This window comes from Actinosynnema sp. NPDC023587, from assembly GCF_040640215.1.
GTDB lineage: Bacteria > Actinomycetota > Actinomycetes > Mycobacteriales > Pseudonocardiaceae > Actinosynnema.
Map to the genome: position 1 here is coordinate 243,813 of NZ_JBFABG010000007.1, position 26,095 is coordinate 269,907.

At 74.2% G+C, this 26,095-nt stretch carries 22 protein-coding genes and 1 riboswitch; of the genes, 9 read left to right on the plus strand and 13 right to left on the minus strand.

Going from position 1 to position 26,095, the window contains the following annotated elements:
- The first annotated feature begins 337 nt into the window (after positions 1-337).
- Both AB0G01_RS20835 and AB0G01_RS20840 read left to right on the plus strand, forming a co-directional pair.
- Positions 338-3,061: an XRE family transcriptional regulator gene (locus tag AB0G01_RS20835; protein WP_360947834.1), complete on the plus strand. Its 2,724-nt coding sequence runs from the start codon at positions 338-340 to the stop codon at positions 3,059-3,061.
- Between the two features lie 154 nt (positions 3,062-3,215).
- Complete coding sequence (locus AB0G01_RS20840) at positions 3,216-3,545, plus strand: lipopolysaccharide assembly protein LapA domain-containing protein (protein ID WP_360948142.1); 330 nt, start codon at positions 3,216-3,218, stop codon at positions 3,543-3,545.
- Here AB0G01_RS20840 and AB0G01_RS20845 read toward each other — a convergent pair.
- The 3 genes from AB0G01_RS20845 to cobN are packed head-to-tail and all read right to left on the minus strand — an operon-like array spanning position 3,535 to position 8,362.
- Positions 3,535-4,566: a LacI family DNA-binding transcriptional regulator gene (locus AB0G01_RS20845; RefSeq protein WP_360947836.1), complete on the minus strand. Its 1,032-nt coding sequence runs from the start codon at positions 4,564-4,566 to the stop codon at positions 3,535-3,537. The two genes, AB0G01_RS20840 and AB0G01_RS20845, sit on opposite strands and share 11 nt — an antisense overlap.
- Positions 4,563-4,883, minus strand: coding sequence for a family 1 glycosylhydrolase (locus tag AB0G01_RS20850; protein WP_360947838.1), 321 nt, complete (start codon positions 4,881-4,883; stop codon positions 4,563-4,565). Before AB0G01_RS20850 ends, AB0G01_RS20845 begins: the two co-directional genes overlap by 4 nt.
- The gene (cobN, locus tag AB0G01_RS20855; protein WP_360947840.1) at positions 4,799-8,362 is read right to left on the minus strand and encodes a cobaltochelatase subunit CobN; all 3,564 of its coding nucleotides are present in this window, start codon (positions 8,360-8,362) and stop codon (positions 4,799-4,801) included. Before cobN ends, AB0G01_RS20850 begins: the two co-directional genes overlap by 85 nt.
- A gap of 33 nt (positions 8,363-8,395) precedes the next feature.
- A riboswitch (cobalamin riboswitch) is annotated at positions 8,396-8,530 on the minus strand.
- 8 nt (positions 8,531-8,538) lie between these two features.
- On the opposite strand from cobN, the gene AB0G01_RS20860 reads away from it, so the two are divergent.
- From AB0G01_RS20860 to AB0G01_RS20870, 3 genes are read left to right on the plus strand one after another with little or no spacing between them, the layout of a single operon-like run.
- A complete protein-coding gene (locus tag AB0G01_RS20860; protein ID WP_360947842.1) occupies positions 8,539-9,546 on the plus strand; it encodes a hypothetical protein in 1,008 nt (335 codons plus the stop codon).
- Positions 9,543-10,163 carry a precorrin-8X methylmutase gene (locus tag AB0G01_RS20865; RefSeq protein WP_360947844.1) on the plus strand — a complete coding sequence of 207 codons (621 nt, stop codon included), beginning with the start codon at positions 9,543-9,545 and terminating at the stop codon, positions 10,161-10,163. Before AB0G01_RS20860 ends, AB0G01_RS20865 begins: the two co-directional genes overlap by 4 nt.
- Entirely contained in the window at positions 10,160-11,701 is a 1,542-nt protein-coding gene (locus AB0G01_RS20870; RefSeq protein ID WP_360947846.1) for a precorrin-2 C(20)-methyltransferase, read from the plus strand. The genes AB0G01_RS20865 and AB0G01_RS20870 overlap by 4 nt, the downstream gene beginning before the upstream one ends.
- On the opposite strand, the gene AB0G01_RS20875 is transcribed toward AB0G01_RS20870, so the two are convergent.
- From AB0G01_RS20875 to AB0G01_RS20895, 5 genes are all read right to left on the minus strand, one after another.
- Entirely contained in the window at positions 11,689-12,444 is a 756-nt protein-coding gene (locus tag AB0G01_RS20875; protein WP_360947848.1) for a cobalt-precorrin-6A reductase, read from the minus strand. The two genes, AB0G01_RS20870 and AB0G01_RS20875, sit on opposite strands and share 13 nt — an antisense overlap.
- Positions 12,441-13,184, minus strand: coding sequence for a precorrin-4 C(11)-methyltransferase (gene cobM, locus AB0G01_RS20880; protein WP_360947850.1), 744 nt, complete (start codon positions 13,182-13,184; stop codon positions 12,441-12,443). The genes AB0G01_RS20875 and cobM overlap by 4 nt, the downstream gene beginning before the upstream one ends.
- Positions 13,181-14,356: a precorrin-6y C5,15-methyltransferase (decarboxylating) subunit CbiE gene (gene cbiE, locus AB0G01_RS20885; RefSeq protein WP_360947852.1), complete on the minus strand. Its 1,176-nt coding sequence runs from the start codon at positions 14,354-14,356 to the stop codon at positions 13,181-13,183. Before cbiE ends, cobM begins: the two co-directional genes overlap by 4 nt.
- Entirely contained in the window at positions 14,353-14,745 is a 393-nt protein-coding gene (locus tag AB0G01_RS20890; RefSeq protein ID WP_360947854.1) for a pyridoxamine 5'-phosphate oxidase family protein, read from the minus strand. The genes cbiE and AB0G01_RS20890 overlap by 4 nt, the downstream gene beginning before the upstream one ends.
- Positions 14,746-14,935: 190 nt before the next feature.
- Entirely contained in the window at positions 14,936-15,535 is a 600-nt protein-coding gene (locus AB0G01_RS20895) for a TIGR03667 family PPOX class F420-dependent oxidoreductase (protein WP_360947856.1), read from the minus strand.
- A gap of 148 nt (positions 15,536-15,683) precedes the next feature.
- Here AB0G01_RS20895 and trxA point away from each other — a divergent pair, with 148 nt between their 5' ends.
- The gene (trxA, locus tag AB0G01_RS20900) at positions 15,684-16,046 is read left to right on the plus strand and encodes a thioredoxin (protein WP_360947858.1); all 363 of its coding nucleotides are present in this window, start codon (positions 15,684-15,686) and stop codon (positions 16,044-16,046) included.
- Between the two features lie 67 nt (positions 16,047-16,113).
- On the opposite strand, the gene AB0G01_RS20905 is transcribed toward trxA, so the two are convergent.
- The gene (locus AB0G01_RS20905) at positions 16,114-17,130 is read right to left on the minus strand and encodes a sigma-70 family RNA polymerase sigma factor (protein WP_360947860.1); all 1,017 of its coding nucleotides are present in this window, start codon (positions 17,128-17,130) and stop codon (positions 16,114-16,116) included.
- A 73-nt stretch (positions 17,131-17,203) separates the two neighbouring features.
- On the opposite strand from AB0G01_RS20905, the gene AB0G01_RS20910 reads away from it, so the two are divergent.
- A complete protein-coding gene (locus AB0G01_RS20910; protein ID WP_360947862.1) occupies positions 17,204-18,016 on the plus strand; it encodes an alpha/beta hydrolase in 813 nt (270 codons plus the stop codon).
- 395 nt (positions 18,017-18,411) lie between these two features.
- Here the strand turns inward: AB0G01_RS20910 and AB0G01_RS20915 are convergent, their stop codons facing one another.
- The 4 genes from AB0G01_RS20915 to AB0G01_RS20930 all read right to left on the minus strand — a co-directional run bounded on the left by AB0G01_RS20915 (position 18,412) and on the right by AB0G01_RS20930 (position 21,900).
- Positions 18,412-19,167 carry an enoyl-CoA hydratase-related protein gene (locus AB0G01_RS20915; protein ID WP_360947864.1) on the minus strand — a complete coding sequence of 252 codons (756 nt, stop codon included), beginning with the start codon at positions 19,165-19,167 and terminating at the stop codon, positions 18,412-18,414.
- Between the two features lie 48 nt (positions 19,168-19,215).
- Positions 19,216-19,830: a hypothetical protein gene (locus AB0G01_RS20920; RefSeq protein WP_360947866.1), complete on the minus strand. Its 615-nt coding sequence runs from the start codon at positions 19,828-19,830 to the stop codon at positions 19,216-19,218.
- Positions 19,831-20,021: 191 nt separating this feature from the next.
- Positions 20,022-20,972: a hypothetical protein gene (locus AB0G01_RS20925; RefSeq protein ID WP_360947868.1), complete on the minus strand. Its 951-nt coding sequence runs from the start codon at positions 20,970-20,972 to the stop codon at positions 20,022-20,024.
- Positions 20,973-21,105: 133 nt separating this feature from the next.
- Complete coding sequence (locus AB0G01_RS20930; RefSeq protein WP_360947870.1) at positions 21,106-21,900, minus strand: alpha/beta hydrolase; 795 nt, start codon at positions 21,898-21,900, stop codon at positions 21,106-21,108.
- A gap of 119 nt (positions 21,901-22,019) precedes the next feature.
- Here AB0G01_RS20930 and AB0G01_RS20935 point away from each other — a divergent pair, with 119 nt between their 5' ends.
- Both AB0G01_RS20935 and AB0G01_RS20940 read left to right on the plus strand, forming a co-directional pair.
- Positions 22,020-23,408 (plus strand): wax ester/triacylglycerol synthase family O-acyltransferase, encoded by a 1,389-nt coding sequence (locus tag AB0G01_RS20935; RefSeq protein ID WP_360947872.1) that lies wholly within the window; start codon positions 22,020-22,022, stop codon positions 23,406-23,408.
- 225 nt (positions 23,409-23,633) lie between these two features.
- The gene (locus AB0G01_RS20940) at positions 23,634-25,976 is read left to right on the plus strand and encodes a Tex family protein (protein WP_360947874.1); all 2,343 of its coding nucleotides are present in this window, start codon (positions 23,634-23,636) and stop codon (positions 25,974-25,976) included.
- The last annotated feature ends 119 nt before the right edge of the window (positions 25,977-26,095 follow it).

Here is a 26,095-nt window from a genome sequence, read left to right on the forward strand (position 1 = left end):
TCCAGTCCACAATGGACGCAGAGCGGACGTCCGGTCCCCGGCCGACCGGGCCGGTGTCGACCCCGGCCCGGGTGTCCGCCGATCCGACCCGCGCCGGGGTCGGCCGGCCTGGAAATCCACCGGACGACTCGAACGCGGAGCGGCCGGGGAGGCACACTGGTGGTCCTCGGGCGGGCGGAACCGGATCGGGCGCGGGCACACCGGCAGGTGGCCCAGGACCCGTTCACCCGGATGCGCGCACCCGGAGCGGCCGGAACCGAGATCGGGTCTGAAAGCCTGGACGGCACCCCGGACGCTGCGGAGAATCGGGGAACATCGTGGTCAGGGGGTGGAGCAGGTGCCGCGCGGAGAACGCCCGCTGGACGTCGGGGACGGCCCGCTGTTGAGGTTCGCGGCCGACCTCAGGTCGTTGCGCGACAAAGCGGGCGGGTACAGCTACCGGCAGCTCGGCGCTCGCGCGCACTACTCGGCGACGACCCTGTCCGACGCCGCCGGCGGCCGGAAGCTGCCCAGCCTCGCGGTGACCCTCGCCTACGTGCGCGCCTGCGAGGGCGACGTGGACGAGTGGGAGGACCGCTGGCACCAGGTGGCGGCCGAGGTCCTGCCGACCCCGGCGGCCTGCCCGAACGAGGCCCACCCGCCGTACGCGGGCCTGGCGGCGTACGGGACCGGGGACGCCGAGTGGTTCTTCGGCCGGGACCGCATCCTGGAGGACCTGGCGCACCGGATCGCCGACGGCCGCTTCGTGGCCGTGTTCGGAGCCTCCGGGGCCGGCAAGTCCTCGCTGCTCAAGGCTGGTCTGGTCCCCCGGCTGCCCGGTCCGGCCGTGCTCACCACGCCCGGCGAGGTGGACGTCCGGGCGGACGGCCTGGACCTCACCCGGGACCTGATCATCGTCGACCAGTTCGAGGAGGTCTTCACCCTCTGCCAGGACCAGGCGCGGCAGGCGGAGTTCATCGACGCCCTGCTGGACGCGGACTGCCGGGTCGTGCTGGGCGTGCGGGCCGACTTCTACAGCCACTGCGCGCAGCACCCGAAACTGGTCGAGGCGCTGACCGACGGGCAGCTCCTGCTGGGTCCGATGGGCCCGGAGGAACTGCGCCAGGTGATCATGCAGCCCGCCGTCAAGGCTTCCTGCACGGTGGAAACGGCCCTGGTCAGCAGGTTGATCGCGGACGCGACCGGCCAGGCGGGCGTCCTGCCGCTGATGTCGCACGCCCTGCTCGAAACGTGGCGGCGCAGGCGCGGCACCACCATGACGCTGGCCGGCTACGAAGCGGCGGGCGGGATCCAGCACGCCATCGCCCAGACCGCGGAGCGCACCTTCACCTCGCTGGAGAAGCAGCAGCGCACCCTGGCCCGCCAGGTGTTCCTCCGGCTGACCGCCCTGGGCGACGGCATCGAGGACACCAAGCGCCGGCTGCCCCGGGCGGAGCTCGACGAGGACGTCGACGTCGACGTGGTGCTGGACCGCCTGGCCCACGCCCGCCTGCTCACCCTCGACCGCGACACCGTGGAGATCGCCCACGAGGCCCTGATCCGCTCCTGGCCCCGGCTGCGCAACTGGCTGGCCACCGACCGCGACGGCCTGCGCACCATGCGCCGGCTCACCGAGGCCGCCGCCACCTGGGACTCCCTGGGCCGGGACCCCGACGCGCTCTACCGCGGCACCCGGCTGGACACCGCCGTCGAGTGGACCCGCCGCGACGGTGCGCGGACCAGCGCCCTTGAGCGCGAGTTCCTGGCCGAGGGCGAGGCCGCCCGGGACCGGGAACGCCACCTCGCCCACCGGCGCACCCGCCGGCTGCGCCAGCTCGTGGCCCTGCTGCTCGTGCTGCTGGTCCTGGCGTCGGGCGCGGTGGTGCTCGCCATCGGCGCGCAGAAGCAGGCGGCCACCGAGCGGAACCTGTCGGTGGCCCGCTACGTGGCCAACGAGGCGCAGAACCGCCGGACCGCGGGCGACCGCGTGCTGGCCAACCAGATGATCATCGCCGCCTACCGGCTGAGCGGTACGGACGACCTGCGCGACCTGGTGCTCAGCGCCCACGCCTCGACGGCCGAGGACATGGTGAGCCGCTCGGTCCTGTCCAACGGCTCCGCCCTGAGCCCGGACGGCACCCAGATCCCGACCGCCCGCGTCCCCTACAGCGCGGACGACCGCGTCTACAAGCGCCTCGGCGGCCTGCTGACCCCGCGCAACACCGTCACGTCCTTCGCGGTCACGCCCGCCGAACGCGCCTACGCCACCACGGCGGAAACCCCGGACGCCAAGATCTGGGACGTCACCGACGCCCGCGAGCCGGTGCCCACCTACACGTTCTCCGGTCCGGTCACCCGGATCGCCTTCGCGCCGACCGGCGGTCGGCTCCTGGTGACCGTGGAGGGCGCGTCGGAGGCCAAGATCTGGGACGCCTCCAACCCCCGGGAGCCCAAGGTGCTGGGCGTGCTGACCGGTCACCCGAGGTGGATCACCGACATCGCGTTCAGCCCGGACGGCCAGATCCTGGCCACCATCGACAACCAGAGCACGGTCCGGCTCTGGAGCCTGGCGGACCCCCGGGAACCGCGCCAGGTCGGCGAGCTGAAGGACGGCGAGGACGTCTCCACGCTGGCCCTGTCGCCGAACGCCAAGACCATCGCCGTCGCCGGCGCGAACGGCGCGATCCGCCTCTGGGACCTGGCCGACCCGTGGGTCCCGACCCGCCTCGCGCGCGTGGCCGGCCACTCGGACAAGGTCCTCGCCCTGGCCTTCCGCCGCGACGGCAAAGCCCTGGCCAGCACCGGCAAGGACGACACGGTCCGGATGTGGGACCTGGCCGACCACCACCGGCCGAGCCAGCGCGCCCGGGTCAGCGGTCCCACCGACGGCGTCTACGCCCTCGCCTTCGGCGACACCCCGAACTGGGTGGTCACCTCGAACGCGGACGGCACCACCCGGCCGTGGGAGTTCGACGTGGGCATCGCCATCGCCAAGATGTGCGAGTCGGTCGACCAGCCGATCACCCAGGAGGAGTGGCACCGCAACTTCGAGGGGATCGACTACCACCCGCCGTGCGCCTGATCCCGTAGCGGTCCCGCCACGGGATTCCTCGCCCGGTCGAGTGGCACCCAGGCCACCGGGGACCGATAATCACGGCGTGACCACTCCCCGTGACGAGGACCGCACCAGAGCGACTCCCGCAGCCCCGCTCCCGGACGGTCCGACCGGCACGTCGATCGATCCCCACCCCACCCCGACGACCCCGCCCGCGCCGACGACCCCGAAGACCCCGGCCGGCAAACCCCGCAAGGCCAGGCCCACCAGGATCAGCGGCACCTGGGTGGCCGTCCTGGCGTCGATCGTCGTCCTGATCTTCCTGCTGATCTTCATCCTGCAAAACCTGACCGACGCGACGATCCACTTCCTCGGCATCGCCAGCACGCTCCCCCTGGGCGTGGCCCTGCTCTTCTCCGCGATCGGCGGTGCGGTGACGGTCGCCCTGGTGGGCGCGGCGCGCATCCTCCAGCTACGCCGCCAGGCCAAGAGGGGTGGTCTTACGCGCTGACCCGGGTGACCATCGAGGTGGGCAGCAGCAGGAACGGCGGGAGGTTCTCCTCGCCCGCCAGTTCCGACATGAGCCGCCGGGTCATCGTCCGCCCCAGCCGTTCCACGTCCTGCCGCACGGTGGTCAGCGGCGGCACCGCCGTGGCGGCGATCACCAGGTCGTCGAACCCCACCACGGCCACGTCCTCCGGGACCCGCTTCCCGCGCGCGTGCAGCACCTGCAACGCGCCCAGCGCCATGATGTCGGCCGCGACGAAGACCGCGTCCAACGACGGGTCCAGCGCCAGCAGCTCCGCCATCGCCGCCGCCCCGCTCTCCGGCGTGAAGTCCCCGTGGGCCACCAGGTCCGCGGGAACCCGGGCCTGGCCCATCCCCCGCTTCCAGCCGGCCAGCCGGTCCATCCCGACCGCCATGTCGCGCGGCCCGGCGATGGTGCCGATCCGCCGACGCCCCGACGTGACGAGGTGCCGGGCCGCCTCCAGCGCGCCGGTGAAGTTGTCGGAGTCCACGTAGGGCACTCCGGCGGCACCCAGCGGCCGGCCGCCGACGACCGTCGGCAGCCCCGCGTCGGCGAGCACCCTCGGCAACGGGTCCTGGCCGTGCAGGCTGATCACCAGCACGCCGTCGACGTGCCCGCCGCACAGGTAGTTCACCAGGTCCTGCTCGTCGCCCTCCTTGCTCATCATCAGCACGAGCTGCACCCGCCGCCCGGCGAGTTCCGCGTGCACGCCGCGCAGCACCCCGGCGAAGAACGGGTCCGCGAGCACCCGGCTGCCCGGCTCGGACACCACCAGCGCGACGCAGTTGGCCCGGCTGCCCGCCAGCGTCCGCGCCGCCTGGTTGGGCGAGTACCCCAGGCGCGTGATGGCCTGGCCGACCGCCTCGCGCGCCCTGGTGCTGACGTAGGGCTCGCCGTTGATCACCCGGGACACGGTCGACTTGGACACCCCGGCAGCGCGGGCGACCTCTTCGAGGCGGGTCGTGGCCCGACGTGGCCTGGGCCGGTCGACGGCGTCGGTCACGGCGCGACCGTCGCGACGAGCGCGTTGCCCCGGGCAACCTGGGAGTACCACATGGCGTTCATCTTAGGAGTCCGCACCCGCGTGCCGAAGCCGATGTGCACGATCCCGAACCTCGTGGCGCGGCCCTCGGCCCACGCGAAGTCGTCCACCGACGACCAGGCGGTGCCCGGCCGCTCGCCGCTCCCCGAAGACCCCGGCGGATCGCTCCGCCGGGGTCGTGATGTCGAGCGGCCTAGCGGCCGTCCTCCAGGTCGCCCTCGGTCTGGAGGTACACCGCGCGCAGCGCGTCCAGCGTCGCCGCTTCGGGGTGCTCCCACATCCCCCGGTCCGCCGCCTCCAGCAGCCGCTCGGAGATCCCGTGCAACGCCCACGGGTTCGACTCGGTGAGGAACTTCTGGTTCTCCGGGTCCAGCACGTAGCTCGCCGCCAACTGCTCGTACATCCAGTCCGCGACCACGCCGGTCGTGGCGTCGTAGCCGAACAGGTAGTCGACCGTCGCCGCGAGCTCGAACGCGCCCTTGTAGCCGTGCCTGCGCATCGCGGCCAGCCAGCGCGGGTTCACCACGCGGGCGCGGAAGATCCGGTTCGTCTCCTCGTGCAGCGTCCGCGTGCGCACGGCGTCGGGCCGGGTGCTGTCGCCGACGTACGCGGCGGGTGCCTTGCCGGTCAACGCCCGCACGGTCGCGATCATGCCGCCGTGGTACTGGAAGTAGTCGTCCGAGTCGGCGATGTCGTGCTCGCGGGTGTCGATGTTCTTCGCCGCGACGGCGATCCGCCGGTAGGCGCTCTCCATGTCCTGGCGCGCCTCGACACCGTCGAGCTCGCGCCCGTACGCGTAGCCGCCCCACACCGCGTAGACCTCGGCCAGGTCGGCGTCGTCGCGCCAGTTCCGGCTGTCGATCAGCGGCAGCAGGCCCGCGCCGTACGCGCCCGGCTTGGAGCCGAAGATCCGCAGCGTCGCCCGCCGCCGGTCGCCGTGCGCCGCCAGCTCGACCTCCGCGTGCGCCCGCACGAAGTTGTCCTCGGCCGACTCGTCCAGCCCGGCCACGAGCCGCACCGCGTCGTCCAGCAACGCCACCACGTGCGGGAAGGCGTCCCGGAAGAAACCGGAGATCCGCACCGTCACGTCGATGCGCGGCCGGCCGAGCTCGGCGAGCGGCACGACCTCCAGGCCGGTCACCCGGCGCGACTGGTCGTCCCACACCGGCCGGACGCCCAGCAGCGCCAGCACTTCCGCGATGTCGTCGCCGGAGGTGCGCATCGCCGAGGTGCCCCACACCGACAGGCCCACCGACGGTGGCCACTCGCCGGTGTCCGCGCGGTAGCGCTCCAGCAGCGAGTCGGCCATCGCCTGACCGGTCTCCCAGGCCAGCTTCGACGGCACCGCCTTCGGGTCCACCGAGTAGAAGTTGCGGCCGGTCGGCAGCACGTTCACCAAGCCCCGCAACGGAGATCCGCTCGGGCCCGCCGGCACGTACCCGCCGTTCAAGGCGTGCAGCACGTTGGTCATCTCGTCGGTGGTGCGGGCCAGGCGCGGCACCACCTCCAGCGCGCCGAACTCCAGGATGCGCGCGACGTCCTCGTCGTCGGTCACCGTCCGGGCGACCGCCGGGTCCCAGTCCGCCGCCTCCATGGCCTCCACGAGTTCCCGCGCCCGCGCCTCGACGGCGTCGGTGGCGGTGCGGGTGTTGTCCTTGAGCCCCAGCGCTTCCCGCAGACCGGGCAGCGCGGCCACCTGGCCGGCCCACACCTGCTTGGCCTGGAGGATGGCCAGCACCAGGTTGACCCGGGCGGCCCCGGTCGGTGCCTCGCCGAGGACGTGCAGGCCGTCCCGGATCTGGACGTCCTTCACCTCGCACAGCCAGCCGTCCACGTGCAGGATCAGCTCGTCGAACTCGGCGTCGTGCGGCCGGTCGGCCAACCCGAGGTCGTGGTCCAGCTTCGCGGCCTGGATCAGGGTCCAGATCTGCGCGCGGATCGCGGGCAGCTTGGCCGGGTCCATCGCGGCGATGTTGCCGTGCTCGTCGAGGAGCTGCTCCAGGCGCGCGATGTCGCCGTAGCTGTCCGCGCGGGCCATCGGCGGCACCAGGTGGTCGACCAGGGTCGCGTGCGCGCGGCGCTTGGCCTGCGTGCCCTCGCCCGGGTCGTTGACCAGGAACGGGTAGATCAGCGGCAGGTCGCCCAGCGCGGCGTCCGGCCCGCAGCCGGCGGACATGCCGACCGTCTTGCCGGGCAGCCACTCCAGGTTGCCGTGCTTGCCGACGTGCACCACGGCGTCCGCGCCGAATTCGGCCTCCAGCCAGCGGTACGCGGCCAGGTAGTGGTGGCTCGGCGGCAGGTCCGGGTCGTGGTAGATGGCGATCGGGTTCTCGCCGAACCCGCGCGGCGGCTGGACCATCACCACCACGTTGCCCGACCGCAGGCCGGCCAGCACGATCTCGCCCTCGCGGTCCTTCGAGCGGTCCACGAACAGCTCGCCGGGCGCTTCGCCCCAGTGCCGCTCCATGTCCGCGCGGGTGTCGGCGGGCAGCGTCGCGTACCACTCGCGGTAGCGCCCGGCGGGCAGCCGCACCGGGTTGCCCTGGAGCTGCTCCTCGGTCAGCCAGTCGGCGTCCTGGCCGCCGGCCGCGATGAGCGCGTGGATCAGCGCGTCGCCGTCGAGGTCGGCCACGCCCGGCAGCCCGGTGCCGATGTCGTAGCCGTTGTCCCGCAACGCGGCCAGCAGCCGGACCGTGCTGGCGGGGGTGTCCAGGCCGACCGCGTTGCCGATCCGCGAGTGCTTCGTCGGGTACGCCGAGAGCATGACCACGATCTTGCGCTCGGCCGGCGGGATGTGCCGCAGCCGCCCGTGCCGCACCGCGATCCCGGCGACGCGCAGCGCGCGTTCCGGGTCGGCCACGTACACGGTCAGGCCGTCCTCGTCGATCTCCTTGAAGGAGAAGGGGACGGTGATGATCCGGCCGTCGAACTCGGGGATCGCCACCTGCGTCGCGGTGTCCAGGGGGGACAGCCCGTCGTCGTTGCCGTCCCACGCCGCGCGGCTGCTGGTCAGGCAGAGCCCTTGCAGGACCGGGACGTCCAGCTCCGCCAGCGCGCCCACGTCCCAGGCGTCGTCGTCACCGCCGGCCGACGCGGTGGCGGGCTTCGTGCCGCCCGCCGCCAGCACGGTGACCACCAGCGCGTCGGCCTTGCGCAGCTCGGCCAGCAACGCCGGTTCGGCGGTGCGCAGCGACGCGCAGTACACCGGCAGCGCCCGGCCGCCCTTCTCCTCGACCGCGTCGCACAGGGCGTGCACGAAGGCGGTGTTCCCGGCCACGTGGTGCGCCCGGTAGTACAGGACCGCGACCACCGGCCCGTCGCCCTCGACCGCCGGCCGCTCCAGCACGCCCCAGTTCGGCGCGGCCTCCGGCGGGTCGAAGCCGAACCCGGTCAGCAGGACCGTGTCGGACAGGAACTTGTGCAGCTCGGCGAGGTTCACCGGGCCGCCGTGCGCCAGGTAGGCGTGCGCCTCGGCGCAGACGCCGCCGGGCACCGTGGACAGCTCCATCAGCGGCGCGTCCGGGTTCTGCTCACCGCCCAGCACCACGACCGGGCGGGGACCGGCCAGCAGCCGGTCCAGGCCCTCCTCCCACATCCGCCGACCGCCCAGGATGCGCACCACCACCAGGTCGACGCCCTCCACCAGGGCGGGCAGGTCGTCCGGGGTCAGCCGGGCGGGGTTGCCCAGTCGGAAGTCGGCACCGCTGGAGCGGGCGGACAGCAGGTCCGTGTCGGAGGTCGACAGCAGCAGGATCACGTGCGGGCTCCATCCCTCGGGGGTCCTCGCCCCGGTCGTAGGGGACGGCGGGCGGAGTTCCTGACTCCCGGGCTCGCGCCCGGTCACAGTGGCGGGACCGCGCCGGATTCACACCGGCTTCCTCCTGTTGCTTCGCCGTTCGGAGGTCACCCTAACGGGCGGTTAGCATCCAGCCCATGCCCCAGGACCGCGAGCGCCCCGACGCCTGCCCCGGCGCGGTCGACGTGCACCGGGCCGCCGACGGCGGGCTGGCGCGGGTGCGGCTGCCCGGCGGCACGCTGACCGCCGCCCGGTTCGACGTCCTCCGGCGGGCCGCGCTGGAGCTGGGCGACGGCGGGATCGAGCTCACCTCGCGGGCGAACGTGCAGATCAGGGGCCTGGCCCCGGGTGCGGAGCACGAGCTGGGCGCACGCCTGCGCGCCGCCGGGCTGCTGCCCTCGCCGACCCACGAGCGGATGCGCAACATCATCGCCGCGCCGCTGGAGGACAACCAGGACCTGGTGGACGCGGTGGACGCCGCGCTGTGCCGGGTGCCCGGCCTGGCCGACCTGCCCGGCCGCTTCCTGGTCACGATCGGTGCGGCGGTGAGCGGTCTGGGCGGGGACATCGGCCTGGTGGGTGACGCGCTGTTCCTGGCCGGCCGCGACTCGGGACTGCGCGTGACGGACCCGGTGGCGTCCGTGGTCGCCGCCGCGCGCGAGTTCCAGGCGATCCGGGGCACCGCGTGGCGCTTGTCCGAAGTGGACGGCGGTGTGCGGCGGATCACCGCCGCGCTGGGCGTCCCGGGGCCAGCGGTCGTCGCGCCCGCTGTGATTCCGGTCGCACCCGGCCCGCACGGCGACCGGGTGGTGGCGGGTGTGCCGCTGGGCCGGTTGGACGCCCGGCTGCTGGCCGGCACGCCGGTCCGGGTCACCCCGTGGCGCAGCGTCGTGGTGCCGCCGGGGACGGACACGTCGGGCCTGTTCACCGACCCCGCGTCGCCGTGGCACGGGGTGTCCGCGTGCACCGGCCGGCCGGGCTGCGCGAAATCCCTGACCGACGTGCGGGCGGACGCGAGCCGCTGGATCGGCACCCCGCACCGGGGCTCGGTGCACTGGTCGGGCTGCGCCCGGCGGTGCGGCCGGCCGGCGGGCGACGTGGTGGAGTTCGTCGCGACCGGCGACGGGTACGAGGAGATCAGGTGACCAGCTACATCAGAGACGGCGCGGAGATCTACCGCCGGTCGTTCGCCACCATCCGGGCCGAGGCCGACCTGTCGGGTCTGCCGGCGGACGTCGCGCGGGTCGCGGTGCGGATGATCCACGCGTGCGGCATGGTCGACCTGGTCGACGACATCGGCCACTCCCCCGGCGTGGTCGCCGCCGCGCGGGGTGCGCTGCTGGCCGGCGCGCCGGTGCTGTGCGACGCGCGGATGGTCGCGTCCGGCGTGACCCGGGGCAGGCTGCCCGCCGACAACGAGGTGCTGTGCCTGCTCGGCGACGCACGGGTGCCCGCGCTGGCGCGGGAGATCGGCAACACCCGCAGCGCGGCGGCGCTGGAGCTGTGGGGCGACCGGCTCGACGGCGCGGTGGTCGCCATCGGCAACGCGCCCACCGCCCTGTTCCACCTGCTCGACCTCATCGCCGCGGGCGCTCCCCGGCCCGCCGCCGTGCTGGGCATCCCGGTCGGGTTCATCGGGGCCGCCGAGTCCAAGCAGGCCCTCGCGGAGAGCGGTCTGGAGCACCTGGTCGTGCGCGGTCGGCGCGGTGGCAGCGCGATGACCGCGGCGGCCGTCAACGCGATCGCGAGCGAGGACGAATGACCGGCAGGCTCTACGGCGTCGGGGTCGGTCCCGGCGACCCGGAACTGGTGACCGTGAAGGCCGCCCGGCTGATCGGCGAAGCCGACGTCGTGGTGTTCCACAGCGCCCGGCACGGCCGCAGCGTCGCGCGCCGGATCGCCGAACCGTACCTGCGCGGTGACCAGATCGAGGAGCAGCTCGTCTACCCGGTCACCACCGAGGACTCCGACGACTACCAGGGCGAGATCGACGCGTTCTACGCCGAGTGCGCCGCGCGGCTGGCCGCGCACCTGGACGCCGGGCGGACCGTCGTGGTGCTGGCCGCCGGCGACCCGTTCTTCTACGGGTCCTACATGCACCTGCACAAGCGGCTCGCGGACAGGTACCCGGCCGAGGTGGTCCCCGGCGTCACGTCGGTCAGCGCCGGTTCGGCGGTGATCGGCCGGCCGCTGGTGGAGCGGGACGAGGTGCTGACCGTGCTGCCGGGCACGCTGCCCGTGGACGCGCTGACCGCGCACCTCGCGACGGGCGACCCGGTGGCGGTGGTGAAGCTGGGCCGCACGTTCCCGCGCGTGCGGGAGGCGCTGGAGCGCGCCGGGCGGCTGGACGAGGCGTGGTACGTGGAGCGCGCGACGACCGGCGGCCAGCGCACCGCGCCGCTGGCCGAGGTCGACCCGGACGGCGTGCCGTACTTCTCCCTGGCCCTGCTGCCCAGCAAACCCGCACCCGCCGAAGCCGCACCCGCCGGGCACCCGCCCGCCGAAGCCGCACCCGCCGAGTCCGCTCCCGCCGAGTCCGCTCCCGCCGGGCACCCGTCGACCGGGCGCGGGCAGGTCGTCGTGGTGGGGCTGGGCCCGGCGGGTCCGGAGTGGCTCACGCCCGAGGCGCGGCAGGCGCTGGCCGAGGCCGAGGACCTCGTCGGGTACGTCACCTACCTCGACCGGGTGGCCGACGTCGCGGGGCAGCGCAAGCACGCCTCGGACAACCGGGTCGAGTCCGAGCGCGCCGCGTTCGCGCTGGACCTGGCGAAGCGCGGCCGGAAGGTCGCGGTGGTCTCCTCCGGCGACCCGGGCGTGTTCGCGATGGCCGGCGCGGTGCTGGAGGTGGCCGCCGAGGAGGAGTTCGCGGACGTCCCGGTCCGGGTGCTGCCCGGCGTGACCGCCGCGCACGCCGTGGCGAGCCGGGCCGGCGCGCCGCTGGGCCACGACTACTGCGTGCTCTCGCTGTCCGACCGGCTCAAGCCGTGGGAGGTCATCGCCGAGCGGCTGGAGGCCGCCGCGCGGGCCGACCTGGTGATCGCGATCTACAACCCGGCTTCGCGCAGCCGCCGCCGGCAGGTCGAGGCGGCGCGCGAGCTGCTGCTCCGGCACCGCTCGCCGGACACGCCGGTGGTGATCGGCCGGGACGTCGGCGGGCCCGAGGAGGACGTGCGGGTCGTGCGGCTGGCCGACCTCGACCCGGCGGCGATCGACATGCGGTGCCTGCTGATCATCGGCTCCTCGCAGACCCTGCGCACCGGGCGCGGCGTGGTGTTCACGCCCCGGCGCTACCCGTCCTGAGCGCCGCCGGCACCCGATCCGAGCCACGTCAGCGCCGCGTCGACCGTCGCCACGGTCGGCGCGGCGGGCGCGGGCGGGCGGCGGACCACCACCACCGGCAGCCCGAGGGCGCGCGCGGCGACCAGCTTGGCCGCCGTCATGTCGCCGCCGCTGTCCTTGGTGACCAGGACTTCCACGGCGTGGCGGCGCATCAGCGCGAGCTCACCGTCCACGTCGTACGGACCGCGAGCCAGCACGACCTCCAGCGCGGTGGGCCCGGCCGGCGGGTCGACGGTCCGCGCCACGCCGGCGGCGAACGCGCCCAGCCCGTCCCGCCCGGTGGTCACGAACGCCCGCCGGCCGCCGACCACCCGCGCCGCCTCCGCGACCGAGTCGACCCACGTCCAGCGGTCGCCCGCCCGCTCCGCCCAGCCCGGTCGGCGCAGCACCAGCAGCGGCACACCCGCCTCGGCGGTCGCGGCGAGCGCGTTGGCCGTGATGCGGTCCGCGAACGGATGGGTGGCGTCGACCACGGCGGCCACCCGCTCGGCCCGCAGGTAGGCGACCAGCCCGGCCACGCCGCCGAACCCGCCGACCCGCACCTCCCCCTCCGGCAACCGGGGCGAGGCCACCCGACCGGCCAGCGACGACACCACCCGGGCCAGGGGTGCGGCGCGCCGGGCGAGTTCCCGCGCCTCGCCCGTGCCGCCGAGCACCAGGACCGTCCGCGCCGGCTCCGCGAGCCGGTCCCCGCCGGACGTCACGGGCGGCAGCGGGCGGTGGAGTACAGGTGGCTGTCCGGGAAGCCCTCGGCGGCCAGCACCGCGCCCACGACGATGACCGCCGTCCGCTTCACCCCGGCGTCGGCCACCTGCCCGGCGATGGTGGCGAGCGTGCCGCGCAGCACGAGTTCCCCGGCCCGGCTCGCGTGCGCCACGACCGCCGCCGGGCAGCGCGGCCCGTAGGAGGGCAGCAGCTCGGCGACCACCTCGGCGATCCGCTGCACGGCCAGGTGCAGGACCATCGTGGCCCGCGACGCCCCGAGCGTCGCCAGGTCCTCGCCCGGCGGCATCGGGGTGGCGCGCGCGGACGTGCGGGTCAGGATCACGGTCTGGCCGACGCCGGGCACGGTCAGCTCGCGCTTCAGCGTGGCCGCCGCCGCCGCGAACGCCGGCACGCCGGGCGTCACGTCGTACGGGACGCCCAGGACGTCCAGCCGCCGCATCTGCTCGGCCATCGCGCTGTACACCGACGGGTCGCCCGAGTGCAGCCGCGCCACGTCCAGGCCCGCGCCGTGCGCCGCCGCCAGCTCCTCGGTGATCCGGTCCAGGTCGAGGTGCGCGGTGTCGACCAGCCGGGCGTCCGGCGGGCAGTGCGCGAGCACCTCGACCGGCACCAGCGCGCCCGCGTACAGGCACACCGGGGAGGACCCCAGCAGCCGCACGGCGCGCAGCGTGAGCAGGTCGGCCGCACCGGGCCCCGCGCCGATGAAGTGGACGGTCACCGGACCTCCTTCGTCATGCTCCAGACGGTCACCGGCATCTGCGGTCGCCACCCGGTGAAGCCGCCCACGGGGGTGTCCCGGCCGACCGCGAGCCTGGTCAGCGCCCCGCCGAGGGTGGCGTGGCACCGCGCGAGCACCACCTCGGACTCCAGCGTGACGGCGTTGGCCACCAGTCGCCCGCCGGGCCGCAACGCCGCCAGGCACCGCTCCACGACACCGGGCGCGGTCAGCCCGCCGCCGACGAACACCGCGTTCGGCGGCGGGAGGTCCAGCGCCGCCGGGCTCTCCCCCACCACCACCCGCACACCGGGCACGCCCAGCGCGGCGGCGTTGCGGGTGATCCGCGCGGCGCGCACCGGGTCGCGCTCCACGGCGACCGCCCGGCACGCCGGGTGGGTCCGGGACCACTCGACGGCGATGCTGCCCGAGCCCGCGCCGACGTCCCACAGCAGCTCGCCGGGGCGGGGCGCGAGCAGCGCCAGCACCACCGCCCGCACCTCGCGCTTGGTGAGCTGCCCGTCGTGCTCGTAGGCGTCGTCCGGCAGTCCCGGGACCAGCGCGAACCCGCCGCCGGCGCACTCGATCGCGAGCACGTTCAGCGGGTCGGCGGCGGTCAGGTCGTGGTGCACCCGCTCGGCCGGCCCGCCGAGCTGCTCCAGCACGGTGACCCGGGCGTCGCCGACCAGCGCGGACACCTCGACCGGGTCGCCGCCCAGCACCAGCACCCGCCGGCCGGGGTGCAGGTGGGGCACCAGCAGGTCGACGGGTCTGCCGACCAGGCTCACCACGGCCACCGAGTCCAGCGCCCACCCCAGGCGGGCGCACGCCAGCGAGACCGACGACGGGTGCGGCAGGACGCGCACGGCGTCCGCGCCGAGCAGCCGGACCAGCGTGGTGCCGATGCCGTGGAACATCGGATCGCCGCTGGCCAGCACGCACACCCGGCGGTCCCGGTGGTCCTCCAGCAACCCGGGCAGCGCGGGCAGCAGCGGTGCCGGCCACGCCACCCGCTCGGCGGTGACCGGGGCGGCGTCCGCGCCCGGCGGGCCGGCGGGCACCAGGTCGAGCTGCCGGGAGCTGCCCAGGAGCACCTCGGCGGAGGTGATCGCGCGGCGCGACGCGGGCGGCAGGCCCTCCCAGCCGTCCGCGCCGATGCCGACGACGGTGATCACACCGAACCCAGCGCGCGGGTCACCGCGATCTCGATCACGACCCGTTCGGGGTTGGGGCGCGGCTGCCGGTAGCGCTCGGCGTACCGGCGCACGGCCTCCGCGACCTCCTCGGCCGACTGCCGCACCACCGCGCGCCCTTCCAGCGTCGACCAGCGCCCACCGTCCACTTGGCACACCGCGACCAGCGCGCCCGCGTCGCCGGCGGCGAGCACGTTGCGCACCTTGCGCGAGCCGCGCGAGGCGATGACCCGGGCGGTCGCGGTGGCGAGGTCGAGCGTGACGCCGACGGGCACCACGTGCGGCGTGCCGTTCGGGCGCGGGGTGGTCAGGGTGCTCAGGTGGTACTCCGTCCAGAACGTCCGGAAGTCCTCGCCCTTGGTCGACAACATGGGTGCATCATGCGGCACGGGCCGCTGTGGTCGAAAACGTGACGCGTCGGTCCAGCCGCTCCCGGCCGTCACCCGTGACGCCCGCTACACGACCGAAGGCCGGATACCGCGCAAGGGAATTTCGGACATCCGGTTGCCGGCGTCCGACGATCGCGCGGGACGTGTCCCTCGCGGGTCGCGACGGCGGTGCTCAGTGACCGCGCACGCGTTCCGGGTGGAAGACCAGCGGCACGCTGTAGAGCTCGGAGAACTTCTCGTGCGAGCCGAACGCGTCGGCGGCGAGCTCGCCGTACTTCGCGGTGAACGCCTCGTGCAGGTGCGCGGGCGCGATGCCGTCCTCGCGGGTGAGCGTGCCGGTCAGCACCAGGACCTCCTTGCCCAGCCCCTCGTCGTTGAGGTTCAGGGAGGTGCGCGGGTTGGCCTTGAGGCGGTCCAACCGCTTGGCGTCGGGCCGGCTGTAGAACAGCGCGGTGTCGTTTTCCCACAGGAACCACACCGGCGCGGGCTGCGGCGTGCCCGCGCGGTCCACGGAGGTGACCCAGGCGATCATGTCCTCGCGCAGCTCGCGGGCGACTCGCGCGCCGAACTCCGTCGACGGGTCGGGCAGGGTGAACGTCATGCGGTCGTCTCCGCTCGTCGGGTGATCGACTCCTGGCAACGCGGTGGCGCACGCCACTATTCCGGCGTCACCGCGCCGACTGCGGTCGAGGTCGACCACCGCGACCACGGCGCGCGTCGGTGGTCCGTAGCGGGCGAAGACGAGGTACCCGACCGGTTCACGGCATTCCACCAGGTAACTCCCGGGAACGTCCGCGCCGCCGCGCCCGCGACTCCGCGACGACCCCCGCACCGCGTGGTTGGATGGAATTCACGGCGTGTCGCCTTCGTTGGACCGGGTAACCGAGGGCGGCAACGCCCATGCAGAGCGAGGAGAACCCATGACCACGGTGGAGCTGACCACGGAGAACTTCGACGAGGTGGTCGGCGGATCCGACATGGTCCTGGTCGACTTCTGGGCGGCGTGGTGCGGACCCTGCCGGCAGTTCGCGCCGACCTACGAGAAGACCGCCGAGAAGCACCCCGACATCGTCTTCGGCAAGGTCGACACCGAGGACCAGCAGCAGCTCGCGGCGGCCTTCGAGATCCGCTCGATCCCCACGCTGATGATCGTGCGGGACGGCGTCGTGCTCTACGCCCAGCCCGGCGCGCTGCCCGAGTCGGCCCTGGAGGACCTGATCGAGCAGGCGCGCAAGGTCGACATGGAGGAAGTGCGCAAGCAGGTGGCCGAGCAGCAGGCCTGACGCGCGAGAGCTCGCGGAGGGGCGGAGCGATCCGCCCCTCCCGCGCGTCCGGCTGACCGGTCGGGACTCATCCGTCCGGGGGCAGGGAGTCCGGCAGCCCGAACCGCCGGAAGTGCTCCGCGCCCTGGAACGACGTGACCCCGGCGATCAGCCCGTCGTGCAGGGTCAGGACGTTCACCGACCAGGCCGCGTACGGGCCCGTCCCGTCACCCGCCAGGTAGCACGCCACCGCCGGCTGCGCGTTCGCGACGGTCGTCAGGTGCCGCCACGACCCGCACCGGAACGGCACGGCGGTCACGAAGCCCATCACCGCCGACCGGCCCGCGTACCAGGCCGGCAGCGGCGGCATGGACCAGGTCACGTCCTCGGTGAGCAGCGCGACCAGGGCGTCCGCGTCGCCGCGTGCCAACGCCGTCGCGAAACCCTCGACGACCTCCCGCAGCCGCACGTCGTCCATCATCCGCAAGGTCCGCTGCTGGGTGGCCGGCGGCACCTTCTCCGCGACGATCCGCCGCGCCCGCGCCAGCGCCGAGTTCACCGACGTGGTGGACGTGCCCATGATCCCGGCGATCTCCGCGACCGGGAACCCCAGCACCTCGAACAGCACCAGCGCGGCCCGCTGGTTGCCGGGCAGGTGCTGCAACGCGGCGACGAAGGCGAGTTCCACCGCCTCGCGCTGCTCGTACCGCGCGCCCGGCCCGTCCAGCCCGGTGTCCGGGTACGGCCCGAGCCACGCCACGCCGGTCAGCGCCGCGTCCCCGACCACGACCCGGTCGCTGGACGGCCCGAGGTCCACCGGCAGCGCCCGCCGGCCCCGGTGCTCCACGACGTCCAGGCACGTCCGGGTCGCCACGCTGTACAGCCAGGACCGCAGCGAGCCGCGCCCCTCGAACCGGGCCAGCCCCCGCCACGCCCGCAGCAGGGCGTCCTGGAGGGCGTCGTCGGCGTCGTGCGCCGAGCCCAGCATCCGGTAGCAGTGCGCGTGCAGCTCACGACGCAGCGGTTCCACCAGCCGGGTGAACGCGTCGTCGTCGCCCGCGCGCGCCCGGTCCAGCTCCGCCGATGGGGGAAGAACTTCGCTCACGAGCGACGATTCTGCACCTCGGGGAGAGTCACCTACCTCCGAACGGACGAGAACCGACACCGGGAGGACCCCCATGACGACCACCACAGGCTCGCTCCGGGTCGACGACGCGGACCTGCACTACGAGCTGCGCGGCCACGGCCCGCTGGTGGTGCTGGTCGGCGCGCCGATGGACGCGCGGGCGTTCGAGCCGCTGGCCGACCTGCTGGCCACCGACCACACCGTGCTCACCACCGACCCGCGCGGCATCAACCGCAGCCGGGTGGACGACCGGGAGCGCGACTCCACCCCGGAGCTGCGCGCCGACGACCTGCACCGGCTGATCCGGCACGTCGACGCGGGGCCGGCCGCCGTGCTCGGCTCCAGCGGTGGCGCGGTGAGCGCGCTGGCGCTGGTGCAGGCCCACCCGGAGGTGGTGCGCACCGCGATCGCCCACGAACCGCCGCTGAACGAGCTGCTGGAGGACCGCGCGGAGCTGCGCGTGAAGACCGACGAGATCATCGCCATCCACCGGACGGGTGACCCGGTGGCCGCGTTCCGCAAGTTCTTGGAGGTGGCGGACATCGTCCTGCCCGACGAGGTGGTCGAGCAGATGCTGGGCGGTGAGCGCCCCGCCCAGGACGTCGCCGACGACGAGTACCAGCACAACCGGATGCTGCGGCCCACCACGCGCTGGCTGCCCGACCTGGACGCCCTGCGCGGCTCCCCGACCAGGGTCCTGGTCGGGCTCGGCGAGGACTCGACCGGCCAGTTGTGCGAGCGCACGTCCCGCGCGCTCGCCGCCGCGCTGGGCACCGGGCCGACCCCGTTCCCCGGTGGCCACATCGGGTTCGCGGAGGACCCGGTGGCGTTCGAGCCCCGCTTGCGCGCGGTGCTCGGGGGCTGAGCGTGAAGGGGGCCGCCGGCGGCAGGCGGGTCCACCCGTTCTCTGCTTCCGGCGTCACGGCGGTCACCGTGCCGGTGAAACCCGGTGCGACCTGCTCTCAACTACGGGTAGGCCGGCGGCCCCTCGCACCGAGGTTTCCCCGGCGGAAGCCGGACACACATCCATCGCCCGATTCGGCGATTTTTCGTCGACCCGACGCCGGAACCACCGGGAGAACAGCGACCACGCCACACGGACGGGGGCCGGCGCAGTGCCCGCACTGCACCGCGCCCGGCCCGGGGAGGGGTCGGGTTCCGGTTCGGGTGCCCGGAGCGCCGCACGTACGCGCTCGGCGAGTCCCCGGCGCGGGAGCGACCCCGCGCCGACCCCCGGAACGACGGCAGCCGGCCGCACCGTCAGAAGCGCGGCGAGCGCTTCTCCAGGAACGCCGCGACGCCTTCCGCGTACTCGGGGCTGTGCACGGCCTCGTCGTAGAGCGCCCGCACCGCGTCGTCGTCCTCGTGCTGCCCGTCGGTGATCCGCTCCACGATCGACTTCGCCCCGCGCACGCTCACCTGCGCCCGTGACGCGATCACCTCCGACAGCTCCTTCACCCGGGTGTCCACGTCGGCGTGCACCTCGTTGACCAGCCCGATCCGCAGCGCCGTCGCCGCGTCGATGATCTCCCCGCTGAACAGGATCTGCTTGGCCCAGGCGGGTCCGACGACGTCGACCAGCCGTTTGGTGGACCTCAGGTCGTAGACGATGCCGAGGTTCGCGGGCGTGATGCCGAACCGGGCACCGTCCGACGCGATCCGCAGGTCGCACGCCAGCGCGACCTCGCACCCGCCGCCGATGCAGAACCCGGTGATCGCGGCGATGGTCGGCTTGCCGAGCGTGGCGATCGCGCGCTCCCCGCCGTGCACCGCCTCGTGGTAGCGGGCCGCGCCGTCCGCGCCGCTGCGCAGGGTCGAGAACTCGCCGATGTCCGCGCCCGCCGAGAAGTGCTCGCCGCCCCGGACCACCAGCACCCGCACGTCGTCGGCGGCCTGGACCCGGGCCAGCAACCCCGGCAGCGCCGACCACATGGCGTAGCTCAGGGCGTTGCGCTTGGCGGGCCGGTCGATGGTCAGGGTGGCCACCGGTCCGGCCGTGTCCAGTCGAAGCGTCATATCACCGGAGGGTAAGGCGGACCCGGGTGGCGCGGGCCGTGAGCACCCTCACGCCAGCCACCAGAACGACAGACCGCCCACCACGAACCCCAGGACGGCACCGCCGACCACCTGTCCCACCGTGTGGTCCCGCAACGCCACCCGCGACCACCCGACCAGCGCCACGGCCGGCGCGAACACCAGCGTCCACAGCCCGAAGGTCACCACCGTCACCGCCAGCGCGCCGGACGCGGCCGAGGTGTGCACGGAGATCTTCCAGCCCCGCCCGCCGGGCACCGGCGCGGCGAACGTGATCGCGATGCTGACCACCAGGCTCAGGAACATCGCCAGCGCGAGCGCGACCATCCGGTCCGGCGCGTCGCCCAGCACCAGCGCCGCGATGCCCGCGCCCAGCGACAGCACGCAGGTGAGCAGCGGGACCCGGCGGCCTTCCCGGTCGGTCACGTGGTGGCTGCGCCACCGGCCGCGCCGCGCGCCCCGGACCACGACGAGCATCGGGATCACCGACCCGGTCACCGCGACCACCAGCCCCCACACCACGGTCGGCACGACGCTGCGCGTCGCGTGCCACGCCACCAGCACCGGCAGGAACGACACCAGGACCCACGGCGCGAAGACCTCCGTCACCACGCGGGCGAGTAACGGCGGCGTCTGAGTGGCCATGGCGGGAGCGTAGATCGAGATGGTCGCGGACGAGGTGGTGTTCCGCCCGTGACCACCGATTGGTGTGACGCCGTCCCACGTGGTGCGCCGGCCCCGCCGGCCCGCACGGACCGCCGACCGCGTCAAGGCGGCATCCGGGTTCCCCCGGACCCGGACACCGGACCCGACGGGCGGATTCCGGTGGACCGGCGCTAGCGGTAGGCGTTGCGGGTGTAGGTCAGGCTGAAGTCGCCCCGGTTCGCGAAGTACACCGACACCAGGTAGGCCGGGTCCATGGCGGGCAGGCCGCGCGGGAGGTCGGCACCGTCGTCGTCGTCGTCCCAGCCCCACGCGGTGTTGGCGGCGTCGTCCTTCCCGTTGTCGCCGCGCAACGTGCCCCAGCCCGCGAACGTCGCCGGGTCCGACCGGCGGGCCCACAGGCCGCCCGGTGCGAACGCGTCGACCAGGCGGTAGGCCACCGACCGGTCGTTGCCGCCCGACGGGACCTCGCCGGTCGGACCCGGCACGTAGACCACGCCGTCACCGCCCGGGAACTCCGCGCCGTCCCACGCGTAGAGCCCGTGCCCCTTGGCCTCCTGGCGCGTGGTGGGGCGCTGGTCCTGGACCAGCAGGGTGCCGTCGACGCCCTGCCGGCCGCCGGTGAACGTGCCGCCGGCGGGCACGTAGGAGTGGAAGTCCCGGTGCGCCACCGTGATCACGGCGTCGAGCCGGCCGAAGGAGGTGCCGTCCTTGCGGACCGCCGCCAGCAGTCCCTCCATGTCGTTCTCGTGCGTGAACAGGCCGAACGGGTCGGGGAAGTCCTCCCAGTCGCGCGGGTGGTAGAAGCTGTAGGTGATGAACCAGTGGGTCGAGGTCTCCACCACCGAGTAGTAGGCCGCGCCGGTCAGCCGGGCCGGGGCGTCGTCCTGGGCCTCCCAGTTGTTCCGGGTGTCCCAGTCGCCGTCGAAGTCCACAGTGGACAGGTAGTCCGCGTCGTAGTCGGAGGAATCGGTGTCCTGGTGGTGGATCGGTGCCCAGCGCGCCGCCAGCTCGGCATCGGTGGCGGCCGACGCCGGGGTCGCCGTGACGACCGCCAGCGCGCCGGCCGCGACCAGGGCCGCGACCGCTCGGCGGGCGGGGGACAGCCGTGCGGGGAACAGCATCGTGCTCCACCTTCCGTCGGGGGACGTGGCCCGCCGGTCGAGCCGACGGCCACGCGCCACCCTGGAGGTGACGGCGCGGCGCGCACAAGGTGCGTACCGGACCACGTGCCGCGAGTGGCTTCGGAACCCCGGATCAACCGGTGGGGAACATCCGGGCCATGCCCGGCGGCGGGGTGAACGGCGACCACTCGCCGGCGGGCTGCGCGAGCCGGTCGGCGACGACCCACCACACCGTCGAGTTGTAGCCGTAGCCGAGGTGGCTGGACGCGACCGCCACGTTCTCCCGGCGCGGACCGGGCTCCGAGACGCACGTCCGCCACGCCACGATGCCGTCGGACTTCGAGTACACCGAGGTGGCCGGGACCGGCATCGGCGGCCGGGTGTGCTCGGGCGGCGGCAGGTCCGCGCCGGCCACGTAGAACCGGGCCAGCAGCCGGTACACCGGGTTCACCCGGGTCTGCCGCAGGTCCGTCATCGCGTAGGGGCTGCCCAGCGTGACGACCTGGCGGACCAGGTAGGGGTGCTCACGCGCGAGTTCCCGGGCGAAGATGCCGCCCAGGCTCCAGCCGACCAGGCTGACCGGCCCGGCCCCGGCCAGGTCGCGCAGCAGCGCCCGCATCCCGTGCACGACCGCGACCGACGGCCCGATGTTGCGCCCCAGCCCCCACCCGCGCACGTCGTACCCGAGGCCGTGCAGGAACTTGCGCAGCATCGCGGTGGTCCCGTCCCCGCCGCCGAGACCGGGCAGCACGAGCACGGTGTGCCCGTCACCGCTGGGTGCCGCGCGCAGCAGGGACCGCGCCGCCGCGAACTGCCCGATGTCCACGACCGCGCGGGTCGGCTCGGTCAGGTACCAGAGCAGGCCCGGGGCCGCACCGGGCACCGGGTCCACGTGGTCCGCCGATGGGACGTCCGGTGGTGCCGACATGACCCCTCCCCGGCTCGTCGTCGAGCGCTCCTCCCCACCCATGATGTTTCCCCGGGACCGGTCGCACCAGTCCCGGACACGCCTCGACGTCCGCGAAGGCGCACAACTACCGTCGTCGGATGGACCGCATGAGCGCGATCGACGCCGGCTTCTACTTCGTGGAGGACGAGAACGCCCCGATGCACGTCGGCTCGGTCCTGGTCTTCGAGGGCCCCGTGCCGTCGTACGGGGACGTGGTGCGCCGGTTCGTGGCGAAGCTCGGCGAAGTCCCCCGCTACCGCCAGCGGGTGCGGGCGCTGCCGCTGCACCTGGGCCGCCCGGTGTGGGTGGACGACGAGCACTTCCAGATCCTCTACCACGTCCGGCACACCGCGGTCCCGTCGCCGGGCACCGACGACCAGCTCCGCAACCTGGCCGGTCGCCTGTTCGCGCAAGGTCTGGACCTGGCCAAACCCCTCTGGGAGGTCTGGCTGGTGGAGGGCCTGGCAGCCGGCCGCTGGGCGATCATCTCCAAGGTCCACCACTGCGTGGTCGACGGCATCGCGGGCACGGACCTGATGCGGGTGCTGCTGGACCGGCGGGCCGACACCGTCCTGCCCGCCCCCGAACCCTGGTCGCCGGCCCCGGCCCCGTCGACCCTGGACCTGGTGGTGGACGGGGTTCGCGACGCCGTGCGCACGCCGGTCGAGCGCCTGGCGGCGATCCCGGCGCTGGCCCGACGCCTGCGCAGCGGCGCGGAGCTCGGGGACGTCGGCCGGGCGGTGCTGGGCAGCCTCCCCGACACCGCCCGCCGGCTCGCGGTCGGCACGCCGAGGTCGTTGAACGGCCGCATCGGCCCGCACCGGCGGTGGCTGTGGGCCGATGCGGGCCTGCCGGAGGTGAAGAAGATCCGCAAGGTCACCGGCGGCACCGTCAACGACGTCATCCTGGCGGCCGTGACCAGGGGTTTCCGCGACCTCCTCGACAGCCGCGACGAGCTGGTGGCCGGTCGGGTGGTCCGCACGATGGTCCCGGTCTCGGTGCGCTCGCCGGCGGAGCGGGGCCGGCTGACCAACCGGGTCGGCGCGGTCCTGGTCAACCTCCCGGTGGCCGACCCGGACCCGCTCCGCCGCCTGGCGACGCTGCGGGCCCAGATGGACGACCTGAAGCGCAGCCGCCAGGCCACCGGCGCGGACGTCCTGACCAGCCTGGGCGACTTCGCCGCCCCGTCCCTGCTGGCGCTCGGCTCCCGGACCGCCTTCCGGTTCCCGCAACAGCTCCTCCAGACGGTGACCACGAACGTCCCCGGCCCGCGCGTCCCGCTCTACCTGCTGGGCCGCGAGCTGGTCGCGATCCACCCGTACGTGCCGATCGCCGGCACGGTCCGGACCAGCATCGGGATCTTCTCCTACCGGGACCGGATCACGTTCGGCGTGACGGCGGACTTCGACGGCGTCCCGGACGCCCAGGTCCTCGCGGACGGCATCGGCGCGGGCTTCGACGAGCTGACCGCCGCCACCGCCCGCTGACGGCCGGGCGGGTGCGGCAGCGCCAAGCCCGCGCACCCGGCCAGGCCGGGCGCGATGCGCGTCGACCGCACGCGAGCAGTCCACTGTGGACGAGCGGCTCCGATCGGCCGGTGCGCGGCGGTCGCGGATCGGGGTGGGTCCGGCGGCGGCGGCCGGCACGCCGCCTGACCCGCGCGTTTCCGCCCCTGACCCCTCGCGCCGGGTGCGTGCGGGCACAATGCCCGGGTGACCACAGCCATCCACCAGAGGATCGCCGACGAGCTGGGCGTGCGCGCCGGGCAGGTCGGGGCCGCCGTCGAGCTGCTCGACGGGGGCTCCACCGTGCCGTTCATCGCCCGTTACCGCAAGGAGGCGACCGGCGCGCTGGACGACACCCAGCTCCGCACACTGGAAGAGCGGCTTGGCTACCTGCGCGAGCTGGAGGAGCGCCGGGCCGCGGTGCTGGAGTCGATCCGGTCGCAGGGCAAGCTGGACGACGCGCTGGAAGCCTCGATCCTGGCCGCCGACTCCAAGGCGCGCCTCGAAGACCTCTACCTGCCCCACAAGCCGAAGCGCCGCACCAAGGCGCAGATCGCGCGCGAGCAGGGGCTCGAACCCCTCGCCGACGGCTTGCTGGGCGATCCGACGACCGACCCGCAGGAGGCCGCGCGGGCCTACCTGACCGAGGAGGTCGCGGACGTGGCCGCCGCGCTCCAGGGTGCCCGCTCGATCCTGGTCGAGCGGTTCGGCGAGGACGGCGACCTGATCGGCGACCTGCGCGAGCGCATGTGGGGCCAGGGGCGGGTCGCCGCCAAGGTCCGCGAGGGCAAGGAGGAGGACGGGGCCAAGTTCGCCGACTACTTCGACTTCTCCGAGCCGTTCACGAAACTCCCCTCGCACCGCATCCTCGCGCTGTTCCGCGGGGAGAAGGAAGAGGTCCTCGACCTCCAGTTCGAGGACGGCGACGACGAGCAGCCCACCGGCTACGAGGCGCGCATCGCGTCCCGGTTCGGCGTCGACGACCGGGGCCGCCCGGCCGACCGGTGGCTGTCCGACACCGTGCGCTGGGCCTGGCGCACCCGCATCCTCGTCCACCTGGGCATCGACCTGCGCTCCCGGCTGCGCCAGTTCGCCGAGGACGAGGCGGTCCGGGTGTTCGCGTCCAACCTGCGCGACCTGCTGCTGGCCGCGCCCGCCGGCACCCGCGCCACGATGGGCCTGGACCCCGGTTTCCGCACCGGCGTGAAGGTGGCCGTGGTGGACGCGACCGGCAAGGTCGTCGCCACCGACACGATCTTCCCGCACGTGCCCGCGAACCGGTGGGACGAGTCGATCGCCAAGCTCGCCGCGCTCGCGACCGCGCACGACGTCGAGCTGATCGCGATCGGCAACGGCACCGCGTCGCGGGAGACCGACAAGCTCGCCGGCGACCTGCTCAAGCGGCACCCCGACCTCGACCTCACGAAGGTGGTGGTGTCCGAGGCGGGCGCGTCGGTGTACTCCGCGTCGGCGTTCGCCTCGGCCGAGCTGCCCGGCCTGGACGTGACGCTGCGCGGTGCGGTCAGCATCGCCCGCCGCCTCCAGGACCCGCTGGCCGAGCTGGTCAAGATCGACCCGAAGTCCATCGGCGTCGGCCAGTACCAGCACGACCTGTCCGAGGCGAAGCTCTCCCGCTCGCTCGACGCCGTGGTCGAGGACTGCGTGAACGCGGTCGGCGTCGACCTCAACACCGCGTCCGCGCCGCTGCTGACCCGCGTTTCCGGGATCACCGCCGGTCTCGCGGAGAACATCGTGCACCACCGGGACTCCCACGGCCCGTTCCGGTCGCGCAGGGCGCTCAAGGACGTGGCGCGCCTGGGTCCCAAGGCGTTCGAGCAGTGCGCGGGCTTCCTGCGCATCCCCAACGGCGACGACCCGCTGGACGCGTCGTCCGTGCACCCCGAGGCGTACCCGGTGGTGCGCCGCATCCAGCAGCACGCCGCGACCGAGCTGATCGGTAACACGGCGGTGCTGAAGTCGTTGCGGCCAGCCGATTTCGTCGACGAGAAGTTCGGTCTGCCGACCGTCACGGACATCCTGCGCGAGCTGGAGAAGCCGGGTCGGGACCCCCGGCCGGCGTTCAAGACCGCGACGTTCGCCGACGGCGTGGAGAAGCTGGGCGACCTCCGGCCGGGCATGGTGCTGGAGGGCGTGGTGACGAACGTGGCCGCGTTCGGCGCGTTCGTCGACATCGGCGTGCACCAGGACGGCCTGGTGCACATCTCCGCGCTGTCGGACACCTACGTCAAGGACCCGCGCGACGTCGTGAAGTCCGGTGACGTGGTGCGGGTGAAGGTGCTGGAGGTCGACATCCCGCGCAAGCGGATCGGCCTGACGCTGCGGTTGCAGGACGAGCCGGGCCGCAAGGCACCGCAGGAAGGCCGCCAGCAGCGCGGCGGTGGTGGCGGTACCGGCGGTGGTGGTGCCGGTGGCGGTGGCGGCGGACGACCCCGTCAGCAGCAGCGACCGCAGCGACAGGAACACCAGCCGGCCAACGGTGCGATGGCCGAGGCGCTGCGCCGCGCCGGACTCGGCGACGGCTCGAAGTAGCCTCCCGGAGCAGGTGGGCCCGCTGCCCCGTCCCCCGAGGGCGTGGCAGCGGGCTCTTCGCCGTTCGCGGCGGCCCCGAACAGCGCCTCGACCGTCCACTGTGGTCGTTCCGGCACACC

What these genes read in the sequence shown, in the direction of transcription:
- AB0G01_RS20930 (WP_360947870.1), bottom strand. Translation starts at nt 21,900, where the DNA reads ATGTCGGCACCACCGGACGTCCCATCGGCGGACCACGTGGACCCGGTG.
- trxA (WP_360947858.1), top strand. Translation starts at nt 15,684, where the DNA reads ATGACCACGGTGGAGCTGACCACGGAGAACTTCGACGAGGTGGTCGGC.
- AB0G01_RS20860 (WP_360947842.1), top strand. Translation starts at nt 8,539, where the DNA reads ATGCCCCAGGACCGCGAGCGCCCCGACGCCTGCCCCGGCGCGGTCGAC.
- AB0G01_RS20915 (WP_360947864.1), bottom strand. Translation starts at nt 19,167, where the DNA reads ATGACGCTTCGACTGGACACGGCCGGACCGGTGGCCACCCTGACCATC.
- AB0G01_RS20870 (WP_360947846.1), top strand. Translation starts at nt 10,160, where the DNA reads ATGACCGGCAGGCTCTACGGCGTCGGGGTCGGTCCCGGCGACCCGGAA.
- AB0G01_RS20910 (WP_360947862.1), top strand. Translation starts at nt 17,204, where the DNA reads ATGACGACCACCACAGGCTCGCTCCGGGTCGACGACGCGGACCTGCAC.
- AB0G01_RS20890 (WP_360947854.1), bottom strand. Translation starts at nt 14,745, where the DNA reads ATGTTGTCGACCAAGGGCGAGGACTTCCGGACGTTCTGGACGGAGTAC.
- AB0G01_RS20935 (WP_360947872.1), top strand. Translation starts at nt 22,020, where the DNA reads ATGGACCGCATGAGCGCGATCGACGCCGGCTTCTACTTCGTGGAGGAC.
- AB0G01_RS20920 (WP_360947866.1), bottom strand. Translation starts at nt 19,830, where the DNA reads ATGGCCACTCAGACGCCGCCGTTACTCGCCCGCGTGGTGACGGAGGTC.
- AB0G01_RS20925 (WP_360947868.1), bottom strand. Translation starts at nt 20,972, where the DNA reads ATGCTGTTCCCCGCACGGCTGTCCCCCGCCCGCCGAGCGGTCGCGGCC.